This is a genomic window from Pseudomonas sp. RIT778 (genome assembly GCF_019718735.1).
GTDB classification, from domain to species: Bacteria; Pseudomonadota; Gammaproteobacteria; order Pseudomonadales; family Pseudomonadaceae; genus Aquipseudomonas; species Aquipseudomonas aphyarum.
In genome coordinates this window covers 40,314-59,086 of record NZ_JAIHBA010000032.1, presented here as the reverse complement: position 1 = coordinate 59,086, position 18,773 = coordinate 40,314, and the positions used below count along the sequence as shown (strand labels likewise).

Annotated in this window: 16 protein-coding genes; 6 read left to right on the top strand and 10 right to left on the bottom strand. The window is 60.8% G+C overall.

Annotated elements, in window-relative coordinates; genetic code table 11:
* Positions 1 to 20: 20 nt before the first annotated feature.
* The 3 genes from ispA to K5E37_RS21960 form a co-directional block, all read right to left on the bottom strand.
* Positions 21 to 908 (bottom strand): (2E,6E)-farnesyl diphosphate synthase, encoded by an 888-nt coding sequence (gene ispA, locus K5E37_RS21970; protein ID WP_064599720.1) that lies wholly within the window; start codon positions 906 to 908, stop codon positions 21 to 23.
* The gene (locus K5E37_RS21965; protein ID WP_221535133.1) at positions 905 to 1,147 is read right to left on the bottom strand and encodes an exodeoxyribonuclease VII small subunit; all 243 of its coding nucleotides are present in this window, start codon (positions 1,145 to 1,147) and stop codon (positions 905 to 907) included. The genes ispA and K5E37_RS21965 overlap by 4 nt, the downstream gene beginning before the upstream one ends.
* A gap of 79 nt (positions 1,148 to 1,226) precedes the next feature.
* On the bottom strand, positions 1,227 to 2,372 hold the full coding sequence (locus tag K5E37_RS21960) for a Fic family protein (protein WP_221535132.1): 1,146 nt from the start codon (positions 2,370 to 2,372) through the stop codon (positions 1,227 to 1,229).
* A gap of 277 nt (positions 2,373 to 2,649) precedes the next feature.
* Between K5E37_RS21960 and K5E37_RS21955 the strand changes: the two genes are divergently transcribed.
* From K5E37_RS21955 to K5E37_RS21930, 6 genes are read left to right on the top strand one after another with little or no spacing between them, the layout of a single operon-like run.
* Positions 2,650 to 3,441, top strand: coding sequence for a YfaP family protein (locus tag K5E37_RS21955; RefSeq protein WP_102716662.1), 792 nt, complete (start codon positions 2,650 to 2,652; stop codon positions 3,439 to 3,441).
* Between the two features lie 35 nt (positions 3,442 to 3,476).
* Positions 3,477 to 5,189 (top strand): DUF2138 domain-containing protein, encoded by a 1,713-nt coding sequence (locus tag K5E37_RS21950; RefSeq protein WP_221535131.1) that lies wholly within the window; start codon positions 3,477 to 3,479, stop codon positions 5,187 to 5,189.
* Positions 5,159 to 5,824 carry a DUF1175 domain-containing protein gene (locus tag K5E37_RS21945; protein ID WP_127800134.1) on the top strand — a complete coding sequence of 222 codons (666 nt, stop codon included), beginning with the start codon at positions 5,159 to 5,161 and terminating at the stop codon, positions 5,822 to 5,824. Before K5E37_RS21950 ends, K5E37_RS21945 begins: the two co-directional genes overlap by 31 nt.
* Positions 5,821 to 10,386, top strand: a complete 4,566-nt coding sequence (locus K5E37_RS21940; protein ID WP_221535130.1) for an alpha-2-macroglobulin — start codon at positions 5,821 to 5,823, stop codon at positions 10,384 to 10,386. Before K5E37_RS21945 ends, K5E37_RS21940 begins: the two co-directional genes overlap by 4 nt.
* Before the next feature lies 1 nt (position 10,387).
* Entirely contained in the window at positions 10,388 to 12,007 is a 1,620-nt protein-coding gene (locus K5E37_RS21935) for a DUF2300 domain-containing protein (RefSeq protein ID WP_085608782.1), read from the top strand.
* Between the two features lie 3 nt (positions 12,008 to 12,010).
* Positions 12,011 to 12,823, top strand: a complete 813-nt coding sequence (locus K5E37_RS21930) for a YfaP family protein (RefSeq protein ID WP_221535129.1) — start codon at positions 12,011 to 12,013, stop codon at positions 12,821 to 12,823.
* 23 nt (positions 12,824 to 12,846) lie between these two features.
* Here K5E37_RS21930 and K5E37_RS21925 read toward each other — a convergent pair whose 3' ends face one another.
* The 7 genes from K5E37_RS21925 to K5E37_RS21895 all read right to left on the bottom strand — a co-directional run bounded on the left by K5E37_RS21925 (position 12,847) and on the right by K5E37_RS21895 (position 18,722).
* The gene (locus K5E37_RS21925; protein ID WP_039772002.1) at positions 12,847 to 13,281 is read right to left on the bottom strand and encodes a hypothetical protein; all 435 of its coding nucleotides are present in this window, start codon (positions 13,279 to 13,281) and stop codon (positions 12,847 to 12,849) included.
* A gap of 15 nt (positions 13,282 to 13,296) precedes the next feature.
* Positions 13,297 to 13,857, bottom strand: a complete 561-nt coding sequence (locus K5E37_RS21920; protein ID WP_221535128.1) for a hypothetical protein — start codon at positions 13,855 to 13,857, stop codon at positions 13,297 to 13,299.
* A 1,104-nt stretch (positions 13,858 to 14,961) separates the two neighbouring features.
* Positions 14,962 to 15,702: a helix-turn-helix transcriptional regulator gene (locus tag K5E37_RS21915; protein ID WP_221535127.1), complete on the bottom strand. Its 741-nt coding sequence runs from the start codon at positions 15,700 to 15,702 to the stop codon at positions 14,962 to 14,964.
* Positions 15,703 to 15,923: 221 nt separating this feature from the next.
* Positions 15,924 to 16,451 (bottom strand): inorganic diphosphatase, encoded by a 528-nt coding sequence (ppa, locus tag K5E37_RS21910; RefSeq protein WP_007990564.1) that lies wholly within the window; start codon positions 16,449 to 16,451, stop codon positions 15,924 to 15,926.
* Positions 16,452 to 16,565: 114 nt separating this feature from the next.
* On the bottom strand, positions 16,566 to 17,378 hold the full coding sequence (locus K5E37_RS21905) for a zinc-dependent peptidase (protein ID WP_221535126.1): 813 nt from the start codon (positions 17,376 to 17,378) through the stop codon (positions 16,566 to 16,568).
* Between the two features lie 4 nt (positions 17,379 to 17,382).
* The gene (locus K5E37_RS21900; protein ID WP_221535125.1) at positions 17,383 to 18,033 is read right to left on the bottom strand and encodes a DedA family protein; all 651 of its coding nucleotides are present in this window, start codon (positions 18,031 to 18,033) and stop codon (positions 17,383 to 17,385) included.
* Positions 18,034 to 18,260: 227 nt separating this feature from the next.
* Positions 18,261 to 18,722, bottom strand: a complete 462-nt coding sequence (locus K5E37_RS21895; protein ID WP_007958617.1) for an N-acetyltransferase — start codon at positions 18,720 to 18,722, stop codon at positions 18,261 to 18,263.
* Between the last annotated feature and the right edge of the window lie 51 nt (positions 18,723 to 18,773).

Sequence of the window (18,773 nt, the reverse complement as noted above, 5' to 3'; positions counted from 1 at the left end):
CTTTTTTGGCTGATTAGCCTTCAGTTACGCCGATCGACGATATACCGGGCCAGATCGCGCAACGGCTCGGCAGCCGCGTCAAACGGTCGCAGCGCGTGCAGGGCCTGATCGCGCAGTTCCAGCGCGTAAGCCTTGGCCGCGTCCAGACCGAGCAGCGCCGGGTAGGTTGGCTTGTCGCGGGCAATGTCGGCGCCCTGGCGTTTGCCGAGGGTTTCGGTATCGCTTTCGACGTCGAGAATGTCGTCTTGGACCTGGAATGCCAGGCCGATGGCCTGTGCATAAGTCTGCAGGGACTTGAGTTCATCCTTCTCCGCACGGCCGCTGGCCAGGGCGCCGAGCTTGACGCTGACTTCGATCAGCGCGCCGGTCTTGTGCCGGTGCATCTGTTCCAGCGCTTTCTGATCAAGCTTGAGGCCGACCGAACCGAGGTCGATGGCCTGACCGCCGACCATGCCGGCCGGGCCCGCCGCGTGCGCCAGCGCCGTGACCTGTTGCAGGCGGATGTCCGCACTCAGGTCGCTCAGGCGCGGGTCGAGCAGGGCGCTGAACGCCAGGCTCTGCAAGCCGTCGCCGGCCAGAATCGCGCAAGCTTCATCGAATTTCTTGTGAGTGGTCGGCTGGCCGCGACGCAGATCGTCGTCGTCCATCGCCGGCAAATCGTCGTGCACCAGCGAATACGCGTGGATCAGCTCAACCGCACACGCCGCGCCGTTGGCCTGTTCGGCCTTGCCGCCAAGGGCTTCGCACGCCGCGTAGGCCAGCAGCGGACGCACGCGTTTGCCGCCGTTCATCACGCTGTAGCGCATGGCTTCATAGAGGCGCGCCAGTTCTGGCAGCGGGGCGTTGAACAGGGTTTCCAGTGCCGCGTTGACCCGCGCCTGGCTGGTGGCCGAATACGCTGCAATCATTCTGGCTGATCCGCGTCGAAGGGGTCCTCGGCGAGTTCGCCATCGCGCTCCAGCAACACCTGGACCTTCTGCTCGGCCTGGGCCAGCGCCGCCTGGCAGTCACGGGTCAGGCCGATGCCCTGCTCGAAAGCGGTCAGCGAGTCTTCCAGCGACAATTCACCGTTCTCCAGACGCTCCACCAGCGTTTGCAGGTCGGCGAGGGACTGTTCGAAATCCAGTGCAGCTTTTTTGCGGGCCATGGCGGCTAATTCCGGTTGACGTTAAACCGGCGCGACACTAGCAGATAGGGGGGGTATGGGCAAATGAGCGGGGCTTGGATCACTCTACGGATTTGCCTGGAAAACTGATCTGATAGCGCGTGCTGCGCCCACCGCCGGGCAGGCGTTCGAGACAACCTTTTTCCAGCAGCTCCGCCAGATGTCGGGTCGCCGTCGCCTTGGAGACTTTTGCCACGGCCTGATACTGCGCCGCACTGATACCGTGCTCGAAACCACGCTCACCACCGTCGAGCAAGCGGTTGAGCACTTTGATCTGCTCCACTGACAGCTCGGATTCCCGGTGCGTTTGCCAGAAGCGTGACTTGCCCAGTACGCCTTCAATCCGCGCAATCGCCTGTTGCAGGCTGCGCAGCAGGGTTTGCAGGAACCATGTGAGCCAGTCAGTGATGTCCAGCGTGGCTTTCTGACTGGATTCTAGAATCCGGTAGTAGCCCGCGCGGTCATCGAGAATGCTGGCCGACATCGCATAAAAACGAATCGCCTGCGCTTCGCCTTGAGCCAATGCCAGATCGGTGAGGGTGCGAGTCAGGCGCCCGTTGCCGTCGTCGAACGGATGCAAGGTGACGAACCAGAAATGCGCGATACCTGCTCGCAGTAAAGGATCGAGGCCTGCCTGATGCTGACTGGCGTCGAACCACTTGAGAAAACTGTCGAGTTGTCGCTCAAGCCCTTGTCGCGGTGGCGCCTCGAAGTGCACGGTCGGGCGGTCGATTCGCCCGGAAACCACCTGCATCGGCTCATCGCCGCGTAAAGCGCCGACATTGATCGCGCGTGAAAAGAATCCGCTCTCCTGTTCCGGAAACAGCCACGAATGCCATTCCAGCAATCGCTCCAGCGTCAGCGGTTCGGCGAAGCGCCGGGTCGCATCAAGCATGAGCTGCGCCAGCCCCTCGCTGCGTTGACTGACTTTGTCGTCATCAGGGGATTCCAGCCCCAGGCGCCGTGCCAGCGAAGATCGCACGGATCCGACATTCAACTGCTCACCCTCGATGGCCGAGGAGGTCACGATGTTTTGCAGCAAAGCGTCCAGCTCTGTCTGCGCACTCAGTGAATGGCTCACGGATCCCGCCATGCCCATCAATTGACCTTGTGCCTGAACACACTGGCGCAACAACGGTGTCAGACGTTCCGCCTGCCAGTTGAAGTCGGGCCAATCAGGTTGCTGCCAGATCCAGTGAGTCGCCATTGATTGCTGATCCTGAGTGCGTGAGCCGATTAAAACCGCTATTCGGCTCATTTCGTGAGCCGAATATGACGCCTATTCGGCTCATCGTCCACTGGACGCCGTGATTCCCACCGCAAATCCAGATGTATCCGATTGTTAAAAAACTGCCGAATCGCTAACCTTCGCGCCTTCTACGACCCGACAGTCACGGGTCTTTCAGACGAAACGCAGTTTTCACCGCTGTGAAGTACCGAGGATCGGGTGCAAGGTTTCGTTCAGGCATGGCAGGAGGCATCACATGCGTTCACTTCTTTTGCTGCTGATCGGGTTGGCCTGCGCGCCCGCGCTGCTGGCGGCGCCGAGCGCGGAGCTGTCGGAGCCGGTGGGCGGCTGGCGCTATCACGGGCTGCTCGATCGCACGGAAAACCCGCAAGTCGCTTATCCCACGCCGCCCATCGATCGCGGCATCCAGCGCAATCGCACGATGATCGAGGGTCAGCTCAAGGCCATCGGGCATCTGCGCCCGCCTCATAGCCTGGCGGTGAATGGCAATCCACTGAATCTGTACACCGACGACCAGGGCCGTTTCGCCCGGCCGTATGCGTTCGGCGCCGGTTCCAACAGCGTCGAGGTGATCAGCGCCGACGGCCAGTCGCTCAAGCGCGTTCAATTCTACGAAGCCAACAATTTGCGCACGCCGGCGCGGATTCGCGTGGTGCTCGGTTGGGACGACCCTAAAGCCGAACTCGACCTGCACGTCATTACGCCTGACGGCCAGCACGCCTTCTGGGCGCGTCCGGCGATGAGCAACGGCGGCGGCCTCGATCCGGACGGCGTCGATGGCCCAGGCCCGGAAATGTTCACCATGACTGCGCCGCTGCACGGCACCTATCTGGTTTACGTCAACTATTGGGGCAACTTCGGTAACGGCGGCTATAACTTCGAGGAGACCAGCAACCAGAACGAGGTCATCACCTCGCAGATCACGCTGGTGCTCAACGAAAACACCGTCGACGAAAAACGCGAAACGTTCATCGTGCCCCTGCGGGCCATCGGTGATCTGCTGCTGGTCAAGACTTTCAACTATTAAGCATCCCGCCACGGATGAACTCGGGTTCTGGAAAGATGAGCGATAACACTGCTACACCGGCCGCCGTAACACCTGCGGGCAAACCTTCCCGGCGCTGGCCGTTGCTGGCGGTCGGGCTGTGCCTTGTGGCCGGCGTGGCGGGCGGGCTCGGCTGGCTGATGCACAAACCGAAGGCGCCGCCGGCGGAATTGGCCAGCGACAAGCTCGGCCTCAGCCGCCCGGACGCGCTGCTGGAAACCCGCTCCCTGGGCCAGTTGCCCAAGGACCTGCTGACGGTGCCGTTCCTCAAGGCCACGCTCACCGAGGATTTCGTCTTCTATTACGAAACCCACGCCGACCGACTCGGGTTGATCGGCAGTTTGCGACGGATCATCTACGAGCATGACCTGAAGCTGCAGGACAGCCTGATCGAGCAGCTCTTCGATCAACCGGCGGACGTAGCGTTGTGGCGTGGCGCCGATGGTCGGCTGAAGGATTTTCTGTTGGTGATGGATCGCGGCGGGCTGGCCAAAGTGCTGGAGCCGCTGGCGAAAGTCGCGCTGGATGATTCGCAGTTGAGCGTGTTCAGCACCCTGAAAGTCGGCGGCGATGAAGTGCCGCTCTATCAATTGACCTACAACGCCGGCAAATCCCTGTTGTTTGCCTCCCGTGGCGACAAACTGGTGGTGCTGTCCAACCCGACCAAATTCTACGACCCGGAAAGTGGCGCTTCCGAAGAGTCCGGCCATGTTTCGCCGCAAGCGCTGGCGGCGCTGCTCAACGGCGAAAAACTGTTCCCCGAAGCATTCGGGCTCACGGCCAAGACACCTGAAACCAAACAGCGTCTGTCGGTCAACTCCAGCGTTCTGGCCATGGGTTACCAGCGTTTCATCCCGAACTTCGCCGGCCTGCGTTTCGACATGGACGACAAGGGCTGGCACAGCTATCTCGCCATGGATGAGCTGGAGAATCAGCCGGACTTCGATTTCAAACCGGTCTGGCAAGCCATGCCGCTGGGCGCCAGTGCCTGTGTGACCTTGCCGGTGGCGGCCGAGCCGCAAAAAACGCTGCTGGTGAAACTCGGCGCCGAAGAAGCCGTGGCGCAGAAACTCACCGAACACGTGGCCGGCGCGGCGGGCCTGTGCTGGTACGCCGATTCGCGGCTGTACACGCCATTGCTGGTGGCCAGTCTGAACGACGAAGACAACGGCAAACTCGACGCTGATATCGGCACGCTGTTCGATTCGATGGTCGGCGCCTACGAAGGCAAGGTCGACGAACACGCGTTCCCGGTGGTCGAGAAACAGGAAGGCCAGAGCCACCTCTGGCAGCGTCAGGTCAGCTCCAACTTCGGCCCGTACGCGGCCAAGGATGCCGAGAATCCGGACGCGATCACCGGCCGCGCCTTCATGAAGGTCAGCCTGGCGCGCCACGGCTCGACGCTGCTGTTTTCCCTCGACGACAAACTGGTCGACAAGGCCCTCGGCACCCTCGACAAGCGCTTCCCGCCGATGGCTGACGTACTGCCGAAAGACGTGCTGATGCCGATCTACTTCGGCCCGGATTCGATGGCGCAACTGATCCAGCAGGAAACCCTCGACAGCCTGCCGCAGGACATGGAGCCGGTGTTCTACAACGCCGCGCAAACCTACCTGATCCCGAAACTGCGCACCCTCGGCGGCATGGGCAAATACGCCCTGACTTTGCCTGAAGGCAGCGAGCCTGACGGTCACTGGCAATGGCTGCCACTGGAGTGGAAAGCGCTGTGACCGGACTGATTCGCAGCCTTGGCCTTCTGGCGCTGTTGCTCAGCGCCGGTGCCCGAGCCGTTGAGGCGCCGGCCCTCGATCCGCAGCAATCCCAGGTGTTTCGCGCCTGGTTCGTGCGCATCGCTCAGGAGCAATTGAGCAAAGGCCCGAGCCCGCGCTGGTATCAGCAGGACTGCGCGGGGCTGGTGCGCTTCGCCGCCAACGAAGCGCTGAAAGTCCACGACGATAAATGGCTGCGCAGCAATGGCGTGTCCAACCGCTACCTGCCGCCGGAGCTGGACCTGAGCGCCGATCAGCGCAAGCTCGCCCAGCAATGGCAGCAGGGCGGCGGCAAGGTCGGGCCCTACGTCAACGCGATCAAACTGATTCAGTTCAACAGCCATCTGATCGGCCGCGACGTGTCCCAGGCACGGCCCGGCGATCTGATGTTTTTCGATCAGGGCGACGACCAGCACCTGATGATCTGGATGGGCCGCTACATCGCCTATCACACCGGCACGACCACCCCAACCGACAACGGCATGCGTTCGGCAAGCCTGCAGCAACTCATGACATGGAAGGACACCCGATGGATACCCGACGCAGCCAACCCCAACTTCATCGGCGTCTATCGACTGAACTTTCTCTCCCAATGACCGGTGCCCGCATGCTGCGTTTACTGCCTTTTCTGTTGCTGTTAGCCCTGCCGTTTTCGGCCGTGAATGCCGAAGATACCGTGGAGCCAAGCGGCTACACGCCGGTCTCCGGTGAGAGCTTTTTCCTGCTGGCCGACAGCAGTTTCGCCGCCGACGAACAGGCGGTGGTGCGCCTCGAAGCACCGGGCCGCGACTACCGTCGTTTCCGTATGGAACCGTACGGCGGCGCCGACATCCGCGTGTACAAGATCGACAAGCCGCTGGACTTCCTCAAGCGCCAGAAAAACCTGCACCGCGTGGTCAGTGACGGCCAGTTCAAGGGCGAAGGCCTGTCGAACACCCTCGCGTACCTGTGGGACAACTGGTACCGCAAATCCCGTCGCGTAATGCAGCGTGCGTTCTCCTACGAGTCACGTCAGCAAGTCACCGAAGAAGTGCCGGAACTGAAGATGGGCAACGCCATCGCCGCACCGACACCGTACGACGCGCAACCGCAGTTCGCCCTGATTCCGGGCCTGCCGGTGGTCAGCCAGTTCCGCTATCCGCTGTGGCAGGCCAAGCCGATCCAGCCGCCGACAGGCGTCAATCTGGCCGGGTCTTCCAGCGAGTTTGTCAGCGTTGCGCCGGGGAATGTCTACATCCCGCTGGGCAATCTGAAACCGGGCCTCTATCTGGTCGAAGCGCTGATCGGCAAGTACCGCGCAACCACCATGGTGTTCGTTTCCAACACCGTCGCGGTGAGCAAGATTGCCGGTGATGAATTGCTGGTGTGGGCTGCGCGCAAGCACGAAGGCAGCTCGGTGCCGAAGGTCAATGTGCTGTGGACCGACGGCCTCGGCGTGATGAGCAGCGGCGCCACCGACACCGATGGTCTGCTGCGCCTGAAACACGTCAGCCCGGAGCGTTCGTTCGTGATCGGCGAGGACGAAGAGGGCGGTGTATTCGTCTCGGAAAACTTCTATTACGACAGCGAAATCTACGACACCAAACTCTACGCCTTCACCGACCGGCCGCTGTATCGCCCGGGCGATTGGGTGTCGCTGAAAATCGTCGGTCGCGAGTTCAAGAACGCGCGTGATTCGGTGCTGCCGGGCGCGGCGGACGTCAATGTCAGCGTGCTCGATGCGACCGGCACCGAGCTGCAGCGGCTTGATTTGAAACTTGATTCGAAGGCCGGCACCCAGGGCCGTTTCCAGTTGCCGGACAACGCGGTGGCCGGTGGTTATGAGCTGCGTTTCAACTACAAGGATCAGGCCTACAGCAGCGCGTTCCGTGTGGCGGAGTACATCAAGCCGCACTTCGAAATCTCGCTGAACCTGGCCAAGCAGGATTACCGCACTGGCGAGCCGGTGAAGGGCAGCCTGGTGCTGCTGTACCCGGACGGAAAACCGGTGGCCAACGCCAAACTGACCCTGAGCCTGCGCGCCCAGCAACTGTCGATGGTCGACAACGAGCTGCAATACCTCGGGCAATTCCCGGTGGAGCTGACCAGCACCGAACTGACCACCGACAGCAAGGGCAACGCGACCCTCGACCTGCCGGCCGCCGACAAGCCGAGCCGCTACATGCTCACCGTGTTCGCCAGCGATGGCGCTGCGTATCGGGTCAAGACCACCAAGGAAATCCTCATCGACCGGGGCGCCGCCAGCTTCCGCCTGACCGCGCCGCAGCGTTTCAGCGCAGTCGGTGACAAGGTCGCGTTCAGCTACGCCAACGAGGGCGGCAGCCAACAGGCGCAGGCCGTTGTGCCGAGCAGCTACAGCTGGGTCCGTCTGGAAGACCAGACCACCGGCGAAGGCAAACTGACAGCGAAAGACAAAGGCTTCAGCGTGGCCTTCGAGCGTCCGGGCACCTACAACCTGTCGCTGAAAGATCAGCACGGCCGGGTGCTTGGTGCGACCGGTCATTCGGTCACCGGCGACGGCGTCAAGGCTGTGCCGGGTACCGTGGAAATCGTCCTCGACAAACCCGAGTACAAGGCCGGCGACGAAGCGCTGGCGCTGATCACGTTCCCGGAGCCTGTCAGCGATGCACTGCTGTCGCTGGAGCGCGACAAGGTCGAAGCCACCGCGCTGCTGGCCAAGGGCGGCGACTGGCTGAAACTGGAAAAACTCAGCGAAACCCAATACCGCGCACGCATCCCGGTGAAGGACAACTTCGCGCCGAACCTGACGTTCTCTGTGCTGTTCACCAAGGGCGGTCAGTACAGCTTCCAGAATGCCGGGATCAAGGTCGTCGCGCCGCAGATCGACGTGGCGATCAAGACCGACAAAGACACCTATCAGCCGGGCGATACCGTGACGGTCGACCTGACCACGCAGTTCGCCGGCAAGGCTGTGCCGGCGCACCTGACGGTCAGCGTCGTGGATGAAATGGTTTACGCGCTGCAACCGGAAGTCGCGCCGACCATCGACCAGTTCTTCTACCACCCGCGCCGCAACAACGTGCGCACCAGCGCCAGCCTGTCGTTCATCAGCTACGACGTGGCATTGCCCGGCAGCTCCGGCGCACCGGGCAAGGCCAACCGCAGCGAACGCGGGGTGAAAGTGCTGGAGCGGCCGCGTCGCGAAGACGTCGACACCGCCGCGTGGCAGCCAGAATTGCTGACCGATGCCGACGGCAAAACCCGCTTCACCTTCAAGATGCCGGACTCGCTGACCCGCTGGCGCATCACTGCGCGGGCGATTGCCGATTACGGTCAGGTCGGGCAGAAGAAACAGTTCGTGCGCTCGGAAAAACCGCTGTACCTGAAGTGGAGCGGGCCGAGCAAATTCCGCAAGGGCGATCAGCCGCAGCTCGGCGTATTCGCCTTCAGCCAGGCCGAGAAACCGGTCAAGGCTGAACTGGTGACGCACTACGCCGGCGCCGAACAGCGCCTGCCGGTGACGCTCAACAACGGCATCAACTACCTGCCGCTTCCGGCCTTCGCATTGACCACCGGCGAATGGACCGCCGAGCTGGTGCAGGACGGCAAGACCGCCGACGCCCTCGCTGTGCGCCTGACCGCAACCGGCGAAGGCTGGCAAGTGACGCAGACCCAGAGCCTTGATGTGGCCAACGGCGACACACCGCTGAGCCTGCCGGCAGACGCCACCGACATTCGCCTGCGTCTGGATGACAGCCCGCAAGCGCTGTTCCGTTCGGCCCTCGACGATCTGCTCAGCTATCCGTACGGCGGCGTCGAGCAGACCGCCAGCCGTTTGCTGCCGCTGAGCATCGCTTATCCGTCGCTGGCGTCGAGCCCGCAGATCCGCGACCGCTTGCGCCTGATCATGCAGAACAGCCGTCTGCGGCTGGTGCAAATGGCCGGGCCGTCAGCGAGCTTCACCTGGTGGGGCTTTGATGGTGAGCCGGATGCGTTCCTCACCGCTTACGCCTATTACGCCGACTGGAACGCCAGCCAGGTGCTGGATCTGACTCTGCCGCCGGAGCATTGGCAGCGGGTGCTGGAGGTCTACGCCAAGCAGGCGCCGAACACGCCGTTGCTGCAACGGGCGCTGATTCTGTCATTCGCCAAGCAAATGCATCTGCCGGTTAACACGCTGCTCAGCGGCTTGATGGAGGATCTGGCCAAGGCCGGGGAAGGCAATGCCGAAACCCTGATGGACGATGGCGAAGACAGTCTGGTGATGGGCGATCCGGATTCGGCGCTCGGTCTCGCGGCGGCGCGGGTCTTGACCGCATCGTTGGCCACCCAGTCGAAAGTCGCTTTGCCGGATGCATTCAATCGTCAGCTGGGCGCTGCGCAACAGCGCTTGTCGGTCAGTTCGCAGCCGTTTGCCGAAGCGCTGAACCTGTCGCTGCAACCGTTCGATCAGGCTCGCGCGACAGCGTTGTTGCAACGTCTGTTGCCGCAGCAATCTACCCTCGAGCGTGCACTGGCGCTGACCTGGCTGCAACGCAGCATCGCTCAGGCGTCGCCGACCATCGCGCTGGCACCGGGTGAAGGCTGGAAGAAAAACTACGGCGCGACCGGCGAGATGTTCTGGACGTGGCAAGGTGCTGCGCCGGTGCCGAGCGTGTTGACGGTGTCGGGCACTCAGGAGCGTCCGTTGCGTGCCGCGCTGAGCTTCCAGACCCAGCAACCGGCGGTCGATCCGATGGCGGTGACCATCACTCGTCGCCTGTCGCGTCTGGTGCCGGGTGACGAAGCCTTCACCTTCAAACTGGAACCGGTCGGCACTAAACCACTGTCCAGCGACAGCCTGTACTTGGACGAAGTGATCCTCACCAGCAAGGCACCGAAACCGCTGCGCTACGGCATGCTCGAAGTGTCGCTGCCGCCGGGTGCGGATGTCGAGCGCACCACGTGGGGCATCAAGTTGCAGGGCAAGGACGGCACTGAGCCGACTGCGCTGGAGAAGGCGCGTTTCGAACCGGGTCAACTGGCCTACGCGGTGCCGGTGGATGCGTTGAGCGGTGAATTGCGTCTGCGGCATCTGGTGCGCTTCTCGCAGAAGGGCCAGTTCAACCTGCCGCCGGTGCGTTTCACTCAGGTCTACGCGCCGCAGCATCAGGCCCGGGAAGCGAAGGCCGCCCTTGGTCAGGTCACGGTCAACTGACATGACCCGGCCGCTGGTCTGGCTGCTGATGTGTGTGATTCCTGCGCTGGCGACGGCGCAGGATGAACCGTTGCGCGTGGCCTACAAGGGCGAATTGCTGTCGCTGAACACCACGCAACTGACCGCCCGCGAGCCATTGCCTTCGTCGCTTGATACGCCGCTGGGCAGTTTGTGGAAGGTGTTCGTCTACGCGTGGCTGGTGGATACCGGCGCGCAGGAACCGGCTTATGAATGTCGCGGGCAGTCGAAGGAAGAGGTTTATTGCTGCACGGCGGGCGGGAGGATCGAGCGTGATCAGGCGCTGGTAAAATCCTGCGGGCTGTATTTCGAGCCGGCGCGGTTGGGCATAACCGCTGGCGATTGGAAAACCTATTGGCAGGCGCGACAGGCGCCGTCGTGGTTGCTGGATTTGCCATCGGTGCAACCGGCTACTCGGGTTTCCGTGGCTGACTTGTTGAAAGTTTTATCTTGGCTGCCGGCTCAGGATCAGATGCGCCGTGTGCTGCTTGATGTCGTTCTGAACGCGGCAGACGGCAATGTCGTCGGTGAACTTGGCGGACGCTTGCGGGTGAAAACCTGGAGCTGGCTCGGTGATCAGGACCCGCAATCACGACAGGGCGGATTCGCTGGCTGGACGGCGGACGGCTCGCCGATCTGGGCCGGTGGCCGGGGTACCAGTCAGATGGTTTTGCGGCATTACGGTTCGGCGTTGGCGACGGTGTTGCCTGCATCCTGGCCGGCGGAGGCTGGGCGATGCGTTGAGGTCGGATTGTTCTCGCGTTATCCGGTTTCGCGGGTTCTGTCGGGTGAGCGCGTTGCCGGTTCCGGCCCGTTGCAGGGCGATTTCCGTGTCGAATTCGCCAATGGCAATGCGCTGGATATCCACAGCGATGGCGAACTGTTTCTGCTCAACGACAAACTGGTCGCCCGGCTGGATCGCGAAGAGTACGTCGCCCGTGTGCTGGAGCGTGAAGCCAAACCCGAACCTGCCGAAGCCGCCAAAGCGTTGGCCGTGGCGATCCGGACGTACCTGCTGCAAAACGCCACGCGCAACGGCGAATGTTTGAGCATCGATGACAGCAGCACCCGCCAGCGCGTCGCCCCGCGTCCGGCCTCCGCCGAATCCCGCAACATAGCGGCGTGGACGGCGGATCTGGTGTTGGCCGGCAGCACCGTCACCTATCACTCCGATCAACCCGGGCCCGACAAACTCGCCTGGCAACAAGCCGTCGAACAAGCCAATGCCGGCCAGCGTTACGACGCGATTCTGCTGCACGCTTATCCACGCGCCAGCCTCAGTCGCTGGGACAACCCGGTGGCGTCCTGCGAAGCGCTACCCGCCGCGCAAGATTGGCTGCAAAAGCAGCGGCGCGGCTGGCGTCCGAGGCTGGAAAGCGAAACCGGCTACAACGAAGTCAGCACGTTCGCCGTCTGCAAACTCGCCTTCGGCCGCCCCTTCGTCGACCGCGAACGCCAGCGCATCTATGTGCGCGGCGTGCTGTCCTTGCAGGACCGCCTCGACCTGACTCACGAATACCTGCACCTGGCCTTTGAAGCACATCCCAACGGCCAGGATGAAACCTATATCGAAGGGCTCGCCCGTCACCTTTTGCTGGAATAGACCATGACACTCCGTTATCCACAGGTCTTGCTGTTGCTCTGCGCGCTTAATGCATTGCCAATGGCGATGGCCGCCGACAGCGTCAAACTCGACACCCCGGTCGGCGGCTGGCGCAGCGGCGCGCCTGAAGGCGAGGGCGAAAGCTTCCGCCAGACCGTCAACTACCCGGCCTCCTCGGTAAACACCCCGCTCGGCCAGGCCAACACCGCCCGCATCAGCGGCGAAATCAAAGCCACCCCGAAAAACAAAGAGCCCGGCCGCCTGATCGTCAACGGCGTCAGCATGCCGCTGAAAATCGACGAAAGCGGTCGTTTCGATCGCCCTTTCTCGTTCCCCAACGGCAGCAACAGCGTCGAAGTCCGCAGCCCGGACGGCCAGCAACGGCACCGCACGCAGTTTCTCAACACCAGCGGCGGCGCTACTCCGGCGAAACTGCGGGTGTTGCTGGCGTGGGACAGCGATGGCACTGACCTCGACCTGCACCTGATCACACCCGACGGCGCGCACATCTGGTACGGCGATCGCGTCGCGCCCAATGGCGCGGCTTTGGATGTCGACGTGACCACAGGCTACGGCCCGGAAATCTTCGCCATGCCGGCGCCGATCAAGGGGCAGTATCTGGTGTATGTGAACTACTTCGGCGGTGGTTATCGCGGGGATGATGAGGGTGGGGAAGAGGCGGTGCAGCCGTTGACCACGGCGCAGGTTACGGTGATTACGGAAGAGGGGACGCCTAGCGAGAAGATGGAGACTTTCATCGTGCCGATGCGGGCGGTGGGGGAGTTGACGTTGGTGAAGTCGTTTAGTTATCCCTGAGCAGAAGCCTGCTCAGGGTTGCATTAGAAGCCGGGTGGAATATAGCCGGGCACGAACGGGACGTTGATGCACTTCCCGTGAATGATCTTCCCGTCTTCAATCCTGAACAGCACGATCTTCTTGGCTTTATTGACGGTGGCCTCCAGTTTGCAATCCGAACTGTGACCGACTGTCTCGTAGTACTCGGTGTAAACCATGCCGTTGCCGGTATGGTTCATTGAAGTCCCGGCCGCTTCTGTAGTGGTCCAGCTGGAGGATTTGAACCAGGTGAGAACCGCCAGATTCTCACCGTTGGCACCGGTCTGTTTTTTCATCGAGTCGGGTTTGCCGAATAAATCGAGTGCTTCCTGGACATCGCGCCCTTCCCATCGAGACTGAGCAATCAGGTGGCAGCCATGCAGTAGCAATAGTGTAGGTGTCAGCAGGACCGCCAGTAACGTTTTAGTCCATTGATTCATCATGCGTTCCGCCGCTTACTTGTTACCGAGGATCGAATCCAGGTTGTCCATCATCTGCCCCTTTTCCTGAATCGGTGCCAGCTTGAAGAACATCTGCTGCATGCCCTGAATCATCTGCAAGGGCTCCATCTTGCCCAGCGCGATCATGTCTTTCTTGGCGGGGGAGCAAACAAACTCGGCGGCGCGCTGTACCCAGAACTCCTTCGGCTGCTGCCATTGGTCGTTAACTTTCAGGTGCCGCATCATGTAGGCAATGCGATCTATAGATTGCCCATTAAGAAAGCGGACCTTGTTCGTGGTGCACTGCACTTCGAGGTTGTAGGCATCGATCATCGGTTTGCCGGGTTCTTCATACACCAGCGTCACGGCTACCAATTTCGCACCCTTGGTATGGTTCGACGGCACGACTGAAGTGCTGTCGGCTACATACATGATGTTCTTGTTGGGAATGCCGTTGCCGTAAATGATCCACCAGTCACCGACGGGGTTCGGTTCTTCTGCCTGCGCGCAAGTGGTGGCGGTCAGAAGTGCGGTTACTAGAACAAGGGATTGTTTGAGTTTGAAAAACGACGACATGGTGTTGCTCCATTCCTTGGTGCTTTTGCAATGCACAAAAACAGAATGGAAATTTAGTGGCGAGGTTGGGTGAGGGGCAATTAGGGCGGATGTGCTAATGGCTTATTGCGATGGTTGAATAATCAAATGAAAGTGTTGGGAAGGGAAAGGGTAAACCGCTTCGTCGTGGTCGCCATCACTCCGGAAAAACGCCGCAAAGCGCGTTGCCTTGGTAACCGTGGACGATCGGTCCCAACATCATGAATGGGCCACAAGCGTATAGCGGAGATGACACTTTTTGTTGTGTGTTGAGCAGAACGGCTTCGTTCCCGAACTCGTCTTTGCCGAAGGATTGCTCGGAGTACGACGTGCACACCGGCAGCTTCAATGGCACCGGAACTACCAGCGCCCAGACAGTAATTCCGCACCATTCTCGGACGGGTGTCGATTTTGCTGTTCTGGTGATCTGTGGGGGAGTCGAGCGGTAGCTTTGTGCTTTGTATGCGTCGGTTTTGAGTGTGGTTTTTTCAGGGAGGGAAACGCCTACTCCCACGCATGCTGTCAGGCAGAGGCTTATGGTCGAAACCAGTCCGACGGATTTCAGGCTTGAATTCAGGGCAGATGGGAGCAATCTAGAACGTCCTTGTAGTGCTTTAAGCATCGAAATTGCCAAGAGCTTTTTTGCTGAACAATTGTGCAAGTAGCGCCTGCACAATTTGTGTGATCATCAGCAATTGGCTGAACGGCTCTCGAAAACCATTTTTCCGACAGGCATTAAAAAGCCGGCTTGTGGCCGGCTTCTCGGGGACTGGCTTGGTTTATTTTTGGTAAACCGCGCCAGCCTTCAAAACGTACATCCGGATCTTGCGTCCGGCTGTGGGACTTGGTCAGACAGTGGTCTGCCGCGTCAGGCGTCATCTGGGCCGCTTGGCGGGTCGATGCGCGAATGTGGGGCGCAGGATACTGAGTTTTGTTGGGGATTCCCAGTCTCAAGTGCGGAATAGAGCGATTTCTGCGGCAGAAAGCAGGGATTTGTACCGGGTATCCGGGCCTCTTCGTCGAATCGCCGCCCGGACCAAGCCCGCTCCCTCCAAGTTCTGTGCAGGGGCCGGGAGTGACGGCGGCTCAGAGAAACGGCACCACCGGCCGCCGCTTGCCCAGCGTCGACCACCAGAACACCCACCCCAATACATGAATCCTCTGCTCTTCAATTTGCGAGGCCCGGAAGATCTCGTCCGGGTATTCGGCGCTGTTGTGGCTGCGCAGGCGCAGGGCGTTGCCTGGCATGCGATGCAGGTATTTGATGCGCAGCATGCCGTCGTGTTCGATGGCGTAGATTTCGCCGTCCACCACCTGCGTGAGGCCGCGGTCGATGGCGAGGGTGGAGCCGTCTTCGATTTTCTCGGCCATGCTGTTGCCGATCATGTGGGTGCAGATGGCGTCAGTGTGGCGGATTTCCAGTGTTTCGAGGTGGCTGCGGGGCAGGCGGATGGTTTGTTCCGGGTCCTTGATGACGTGGGTCTTGCCGGAGCCGGGGGCGGTCGGGGTTTCCTTGTAGAGGGGCAGTTCGATGTCGTTGGTGTCTAGCACCGTGTACACGCCGCGAATGGCATGGGCATCGAGGATGTCGCCCGACTCTGTATGCAGGTGCGGGGCGTCTTTCGGGCCTTCGCCGGTCTTCAGCCATTGGCTGTTGACGGACAGCAGGCGCGCAACTTCTTCCATGCGGTACGCGGGTACGCCCCGGGTGTACCAGTTATGAACGTTTTGGGCTTCCGTGCCCCAGAACTTTGCGAATCCCGTGGTGGTGATGTTCGCAGCTTCCAGGAGTGCCTTGAATCTTGGACCGCTAGTGTTCTTTCTCATAAACACGAGTCTACGGCCGGCCTAGAGCGGTTTGAATAAACCTTGCGTTCAAAATCAGGGCAAATTTTGCGACGGGATGTAAGACGTCCTTGTGGGAAATTACACACACCAAAACTTTTCTGTAGGTCGCTATAAACAAGCTGTTTAAGCACCTATCGGGCAGGCACAAAAAACCCCGGATCAACCGGGGTTTTCTTCAAGCGTGTCGCAGGTCGCGAGGCTTAGCCTTTGTAGGCAGCAACCGACTTGGTGATCGCTTCGCGGGCGGCGTCTGCACCGGCCCAGCCTTCGATTTTCACCCATTTGCCTTTTTCGAGATCTTTGTAGTTCGCGAAGAAGTGCTCGATCTGCTGGATCAGCAGGGCTGGCAGGTCAGTGTATTCCTTCACGTCCACGTACAGCTGGGACAGCTTGTCGTGTGGGACTGCGATGACTTTGGCATCGCCGCCGCCGTCGTCGGTCATGTTCAGGATGCCGACCGGACGCGCGCGGATCACCGAACCTGGAGCAACCGGGTAAGGGGTTACAACCAGCACGTCGAGGGGATCACCGTCGTCAGCCAGGGTGTTCGGGATGTAACCGTAGTTGGCCGGGTAGAACATCGGGGTGGCCATGAAACGGTCAACGAACAGGCAATCGCTGTCTTTGTCGATTTCGTATTTGATCGGCGCGTGGTTGGCCGGGATCTCGATCGCGACGTAGATGTCGTTCGGCAGGTCTTTGCCAGCCGGAATCTTGCTGTAGCTCATTGGGCGTTGCCCCCGTTAGTTGACCAAAAACACTTGGCCGGATTGACCAAAAAGTGGCGGCGATTATAGGCATATTCTGCCGTGGACGCCACGTACCGGAAGTCGTGCAGACCTTTACTCGTGAGCCTGATAGACCGGGTCGGTGGCCTGAAGTTGCTTCAGGCGCGCCAACGGATCCTGGCGGTAGAAAAGCTGCAACTGCGCATACACCTGTGGATAAGCCTCGTGCAGCAGATCCGGAGCGCTGAAGAAGTACTCGCTGGTGACGGCGAAGAACTCGGCCGGGTTCTCGGCGGCATAGGGATCGATGGCGGTTTCCGCCTCCGGGTTGCGGTCGAGCTGGCGGTTGAGATCGTCGTACGCCGCCTGCATCACCTCGGCCCAGTCGCTGACCCGCATGTCGGCGTGCAGCGGCGGCAGGCCGTTGGCGTCGCCGTTGAGCATGTCGAGCTTGTGCGCCAGTTCGTGGATCACCAGGTTGTAGCCTTCCCAGCCACCACTGGCCATCACGCCGGGCCAGGCGAGGATGATCGGCCCTTGCTGCCACGCCTCGCCGCTGTGTTCGCCGTCCCACTCATGTTCGACGCCGCTGGCATCGCGATGGCGCTGGGGACTGAGGAAGTCGTCGGGGTAGAGGACGATTTCATGAAAACCCTGATACCAGTTCAGATCGCCGAGATGCAAAAGCGGCAGTTGCGCCTGGGCGGCGAGCATCAGGCGTTGTTCCTGATGCAATTCGACACCGGGCAGGGCGGTCAGGTGTTTGTCTTCGAGGAACAGCACGCTGGCTTCGCGCAGCCACTGGTCTTCAGTGGCACTGATGCCATCGAGAAAACTCAGATGATGGCGCACCCGCTGCCACAGTTCGTCGGCAATCGGGTGCCGGGCCAGAATGCGCCGGCGGCGCCAGGCGCTCAGCGACCACATCGGCTTAATGCGATTGGGCTTTGGCGCCGCCGAAACGGCTGCGAACTACGCCGATGATCATCGGGATCAGCGACAGCAGGATGATGCCCACCACCAGCAGCGACAGGTTCTTCTTGATGAATGGCACGTTGCCGAAGAAATAGCCCAGCGTCACCAGACCGCCGACCCACAGGACGGTGCCAAAAACGCTGAACCCGAAGAAGCGCGGGTAAGGCATTTTCGCGACACCGGCCACGAACGGAGCAAAGGTGCGGATGATCGGCAGGAAGCGCGCCAGGGTCACGGTTTTGCCGCCGTGCTTGTCGTAGAAATCGTGAGTCTGTTGCAGGTAATCGCGGCGGAAGATTTTCGAGTTCGGGTTGCTGAACAGCTTCTCGCCCGCCGTTCGTCCGATCACATAGTTGGTGCTGTCGCCGAGGATCGCCGCCAGCATCAGCAGGCCCGCCAGCAACACCGGGTCCATGCCGCCGCCCGCGGCCACTGCACCGGCGATGAACAGCAAGGAATCACCCGGCAGGAATGGCATCACCACCAGACCGGTTTCGCAGAAGATCACCAGAAACAGGATGGCGTAGATCCATGGCCCGTAATTATTTACCAGCAGGTCGAGGTAAACGTCGAGATGCAGGACAAGATCGAGCGGGTTGAAATCCATGGAGGCACCTGTGGTGACGGCCTGACTCGGCAGACCTGTGCGGATGACTTCGTGTAAGCCTACAAGCGTGTGTAGTTTTTCTTACAAGCCGGAAAGATCGGGATTATACGGGCTGAGGGGTGAAAAGCGCGTTGGTTTTGTAGCGGGGGATGTCGGTGTGAACAAATGTCGGGTTGGCATTCATTTTGGGGAGGGAGTCTGCTCCCTCCCCGCAAGGCACTCCGCAATCAGAGCTCGTCGCTGATCGGCAGCACGTAGTTCTTGAACTCGGTATCTTCCTTGAATCCGATGGATTCGTAGGTTTTCTGCGCCACTTCGTTGTCGGCACTGGTGGAGACGCGCATGCGCACGGCCTGGGTTTCTTTGGCCATTTTCTTGGCGGTGCGGATCAGGTTGTCGGCTACCAACTGGCGGCGGGCGTCTTCGGCGACGTAGATGTCGTTGAGGATCCACACGCGCTTGAGCGACAGGGAGGAAAAGCTCGGGTAGAGCTGGCAGAAACCCATGAGCTTCTTGTCGTCGTCATCGGCCAGGGCCAGGTAGATCACCGATTCCTTGCGTCGCAGGCGCTTTTCGAGAAAGGCCCGGGACGAGTCCGGATAGGGCAGGGAGCCGTAGAACTCGCGGTACTTAACGAACAACGGGGTCAGCAAATCCAGGTGTTCGAGGGTCGCTTGGATAATCCGCATGGTAGGTCTCGTCCTTCAATTGGCTGTCTTCACGTGGGGCTGACGGCATCG

What these genes read in the sequence shown, in the direction of transcription:
- K5E37_RS21960 (WP_221535132.1), bottom strand. Translation starts at nt 2,372, where the DNA reads ATGGCGACTCACTGGATCTGGCAGCAACCTGATTGGCCCGACTTCAAC.
- K5E37_RS21925 (WP_039772002.1), bottom strand. Translation starts at nt 13,281, where the DNA reads ATGAATCAATGGACTAAAACGTTACTGGCGGTCCTGCTGACACCTACA.
- K5E37_RS21945 (WP_127800134.1), top strand. Translation starts at nt 5,159, where the DNA reads ATGGCTGCCACTGGAGTGGAAAGCGCTGTGACCGGACTGATTCGCAGC.
- K5E37_RS21965 (WP_221535133.1), bottom strand. Translation starts at nt 1,147, where the DNA reads ATGGCCCGCAAAAAAGCTGCACTGGATTTCGAACAGTCCCTCGCCGAC.
- ispA (WP_064599720.1), bottom strand. Translation starts at nt 908, where the DNA reads ATGATTGCAGCGTATTCGGCCACCAGCCAGGCGCGGGTCAACGCGGCA.
- K5E37_RS21930 (WP_221535129.1), top strand. Translation starts at nt 12,011, where the DNA reads ATGACACTCCGTTATCCACAGGTCTTGCTGTTGCTCTGCGCGCTTAAT.
- K5E37_RS21935 (WP_085608782.1), top strand. Translation starts at nt 10,388, where the DNA reads ATGACCCGGCCGCTGGTCTGGCTGCTGATGTGTGTGATTCCTGCGCTG.
- K5E37_RS21915 (WP_221535127.1), bottom strand. Translation starts at nt 15,702, where the DNA reads ATGAGAAAGAACACTAGCGGTCCAAGATTCAAGGCACTCCTGGAAGCT.
- ppa (WP_007990564.1), bottom strand. Translation starts at nt 16,451, where the DNA reads ATGAGCTACAGCAAGATTCCGGCTGGCAAAGACCTGCCGAACGACATC.
- K5E37_RS21920 (WP_221535128.1), bottom strand. Translation starts at nt 13,857, where the DNA reads ATGTCGTCGTTTTTCAAACTCAAACAATCCCTTGTTCTAGTAACCGCA.
- K5E37_RS21955 (WP_102716662.1), top strand. Translation starts at nt 2,650, where the DNA reads ATGCGTTCACTTCTTTTGCTGCTGATCGGGTTGGCCTGCGCGCCCGCG.
- K5E37_RS21895 (WP_007958617.1), bottom strand. Translation starts at nt 18,722, where the DNA reads ATGCGGATTATCCAAGCGACCCTCGAACACCTGGATTTGCTGACCCCG.
- K5E37_RS21940 (WP_221535130.1), top strand. Translation starts at nt 5,821, where the DNA reads ATGACCGGTGCCCGCATGCTGCGTTTACTGCCTTTTCTGTTGCTGTTA.
- K5E37_RS21905 (WP_221535126.1), bottom strand. Translation starts at nt 17,378, where the DNA reads ATGTGGTCGCTGAGCGCCTGGCGCCGCCGGCGCATTCTGGCCCGGCAC.
- K5E37_RS21900 (WP_221535125.1), bottom strand. Translation starts at nt 18,033, where the DNA reads ATGGATTTCAACCCGCTCGATCTTGTCCTGCATCTCGACGTTTACCTC.
- K5E37_RS21950 (WP_221535131.1), top strand. Translation starts at nt 3,477, where the DNA reads ATGAGCGATAACACTGCTACACCGGCCGCCGTAACACCTGCGGGCAAA.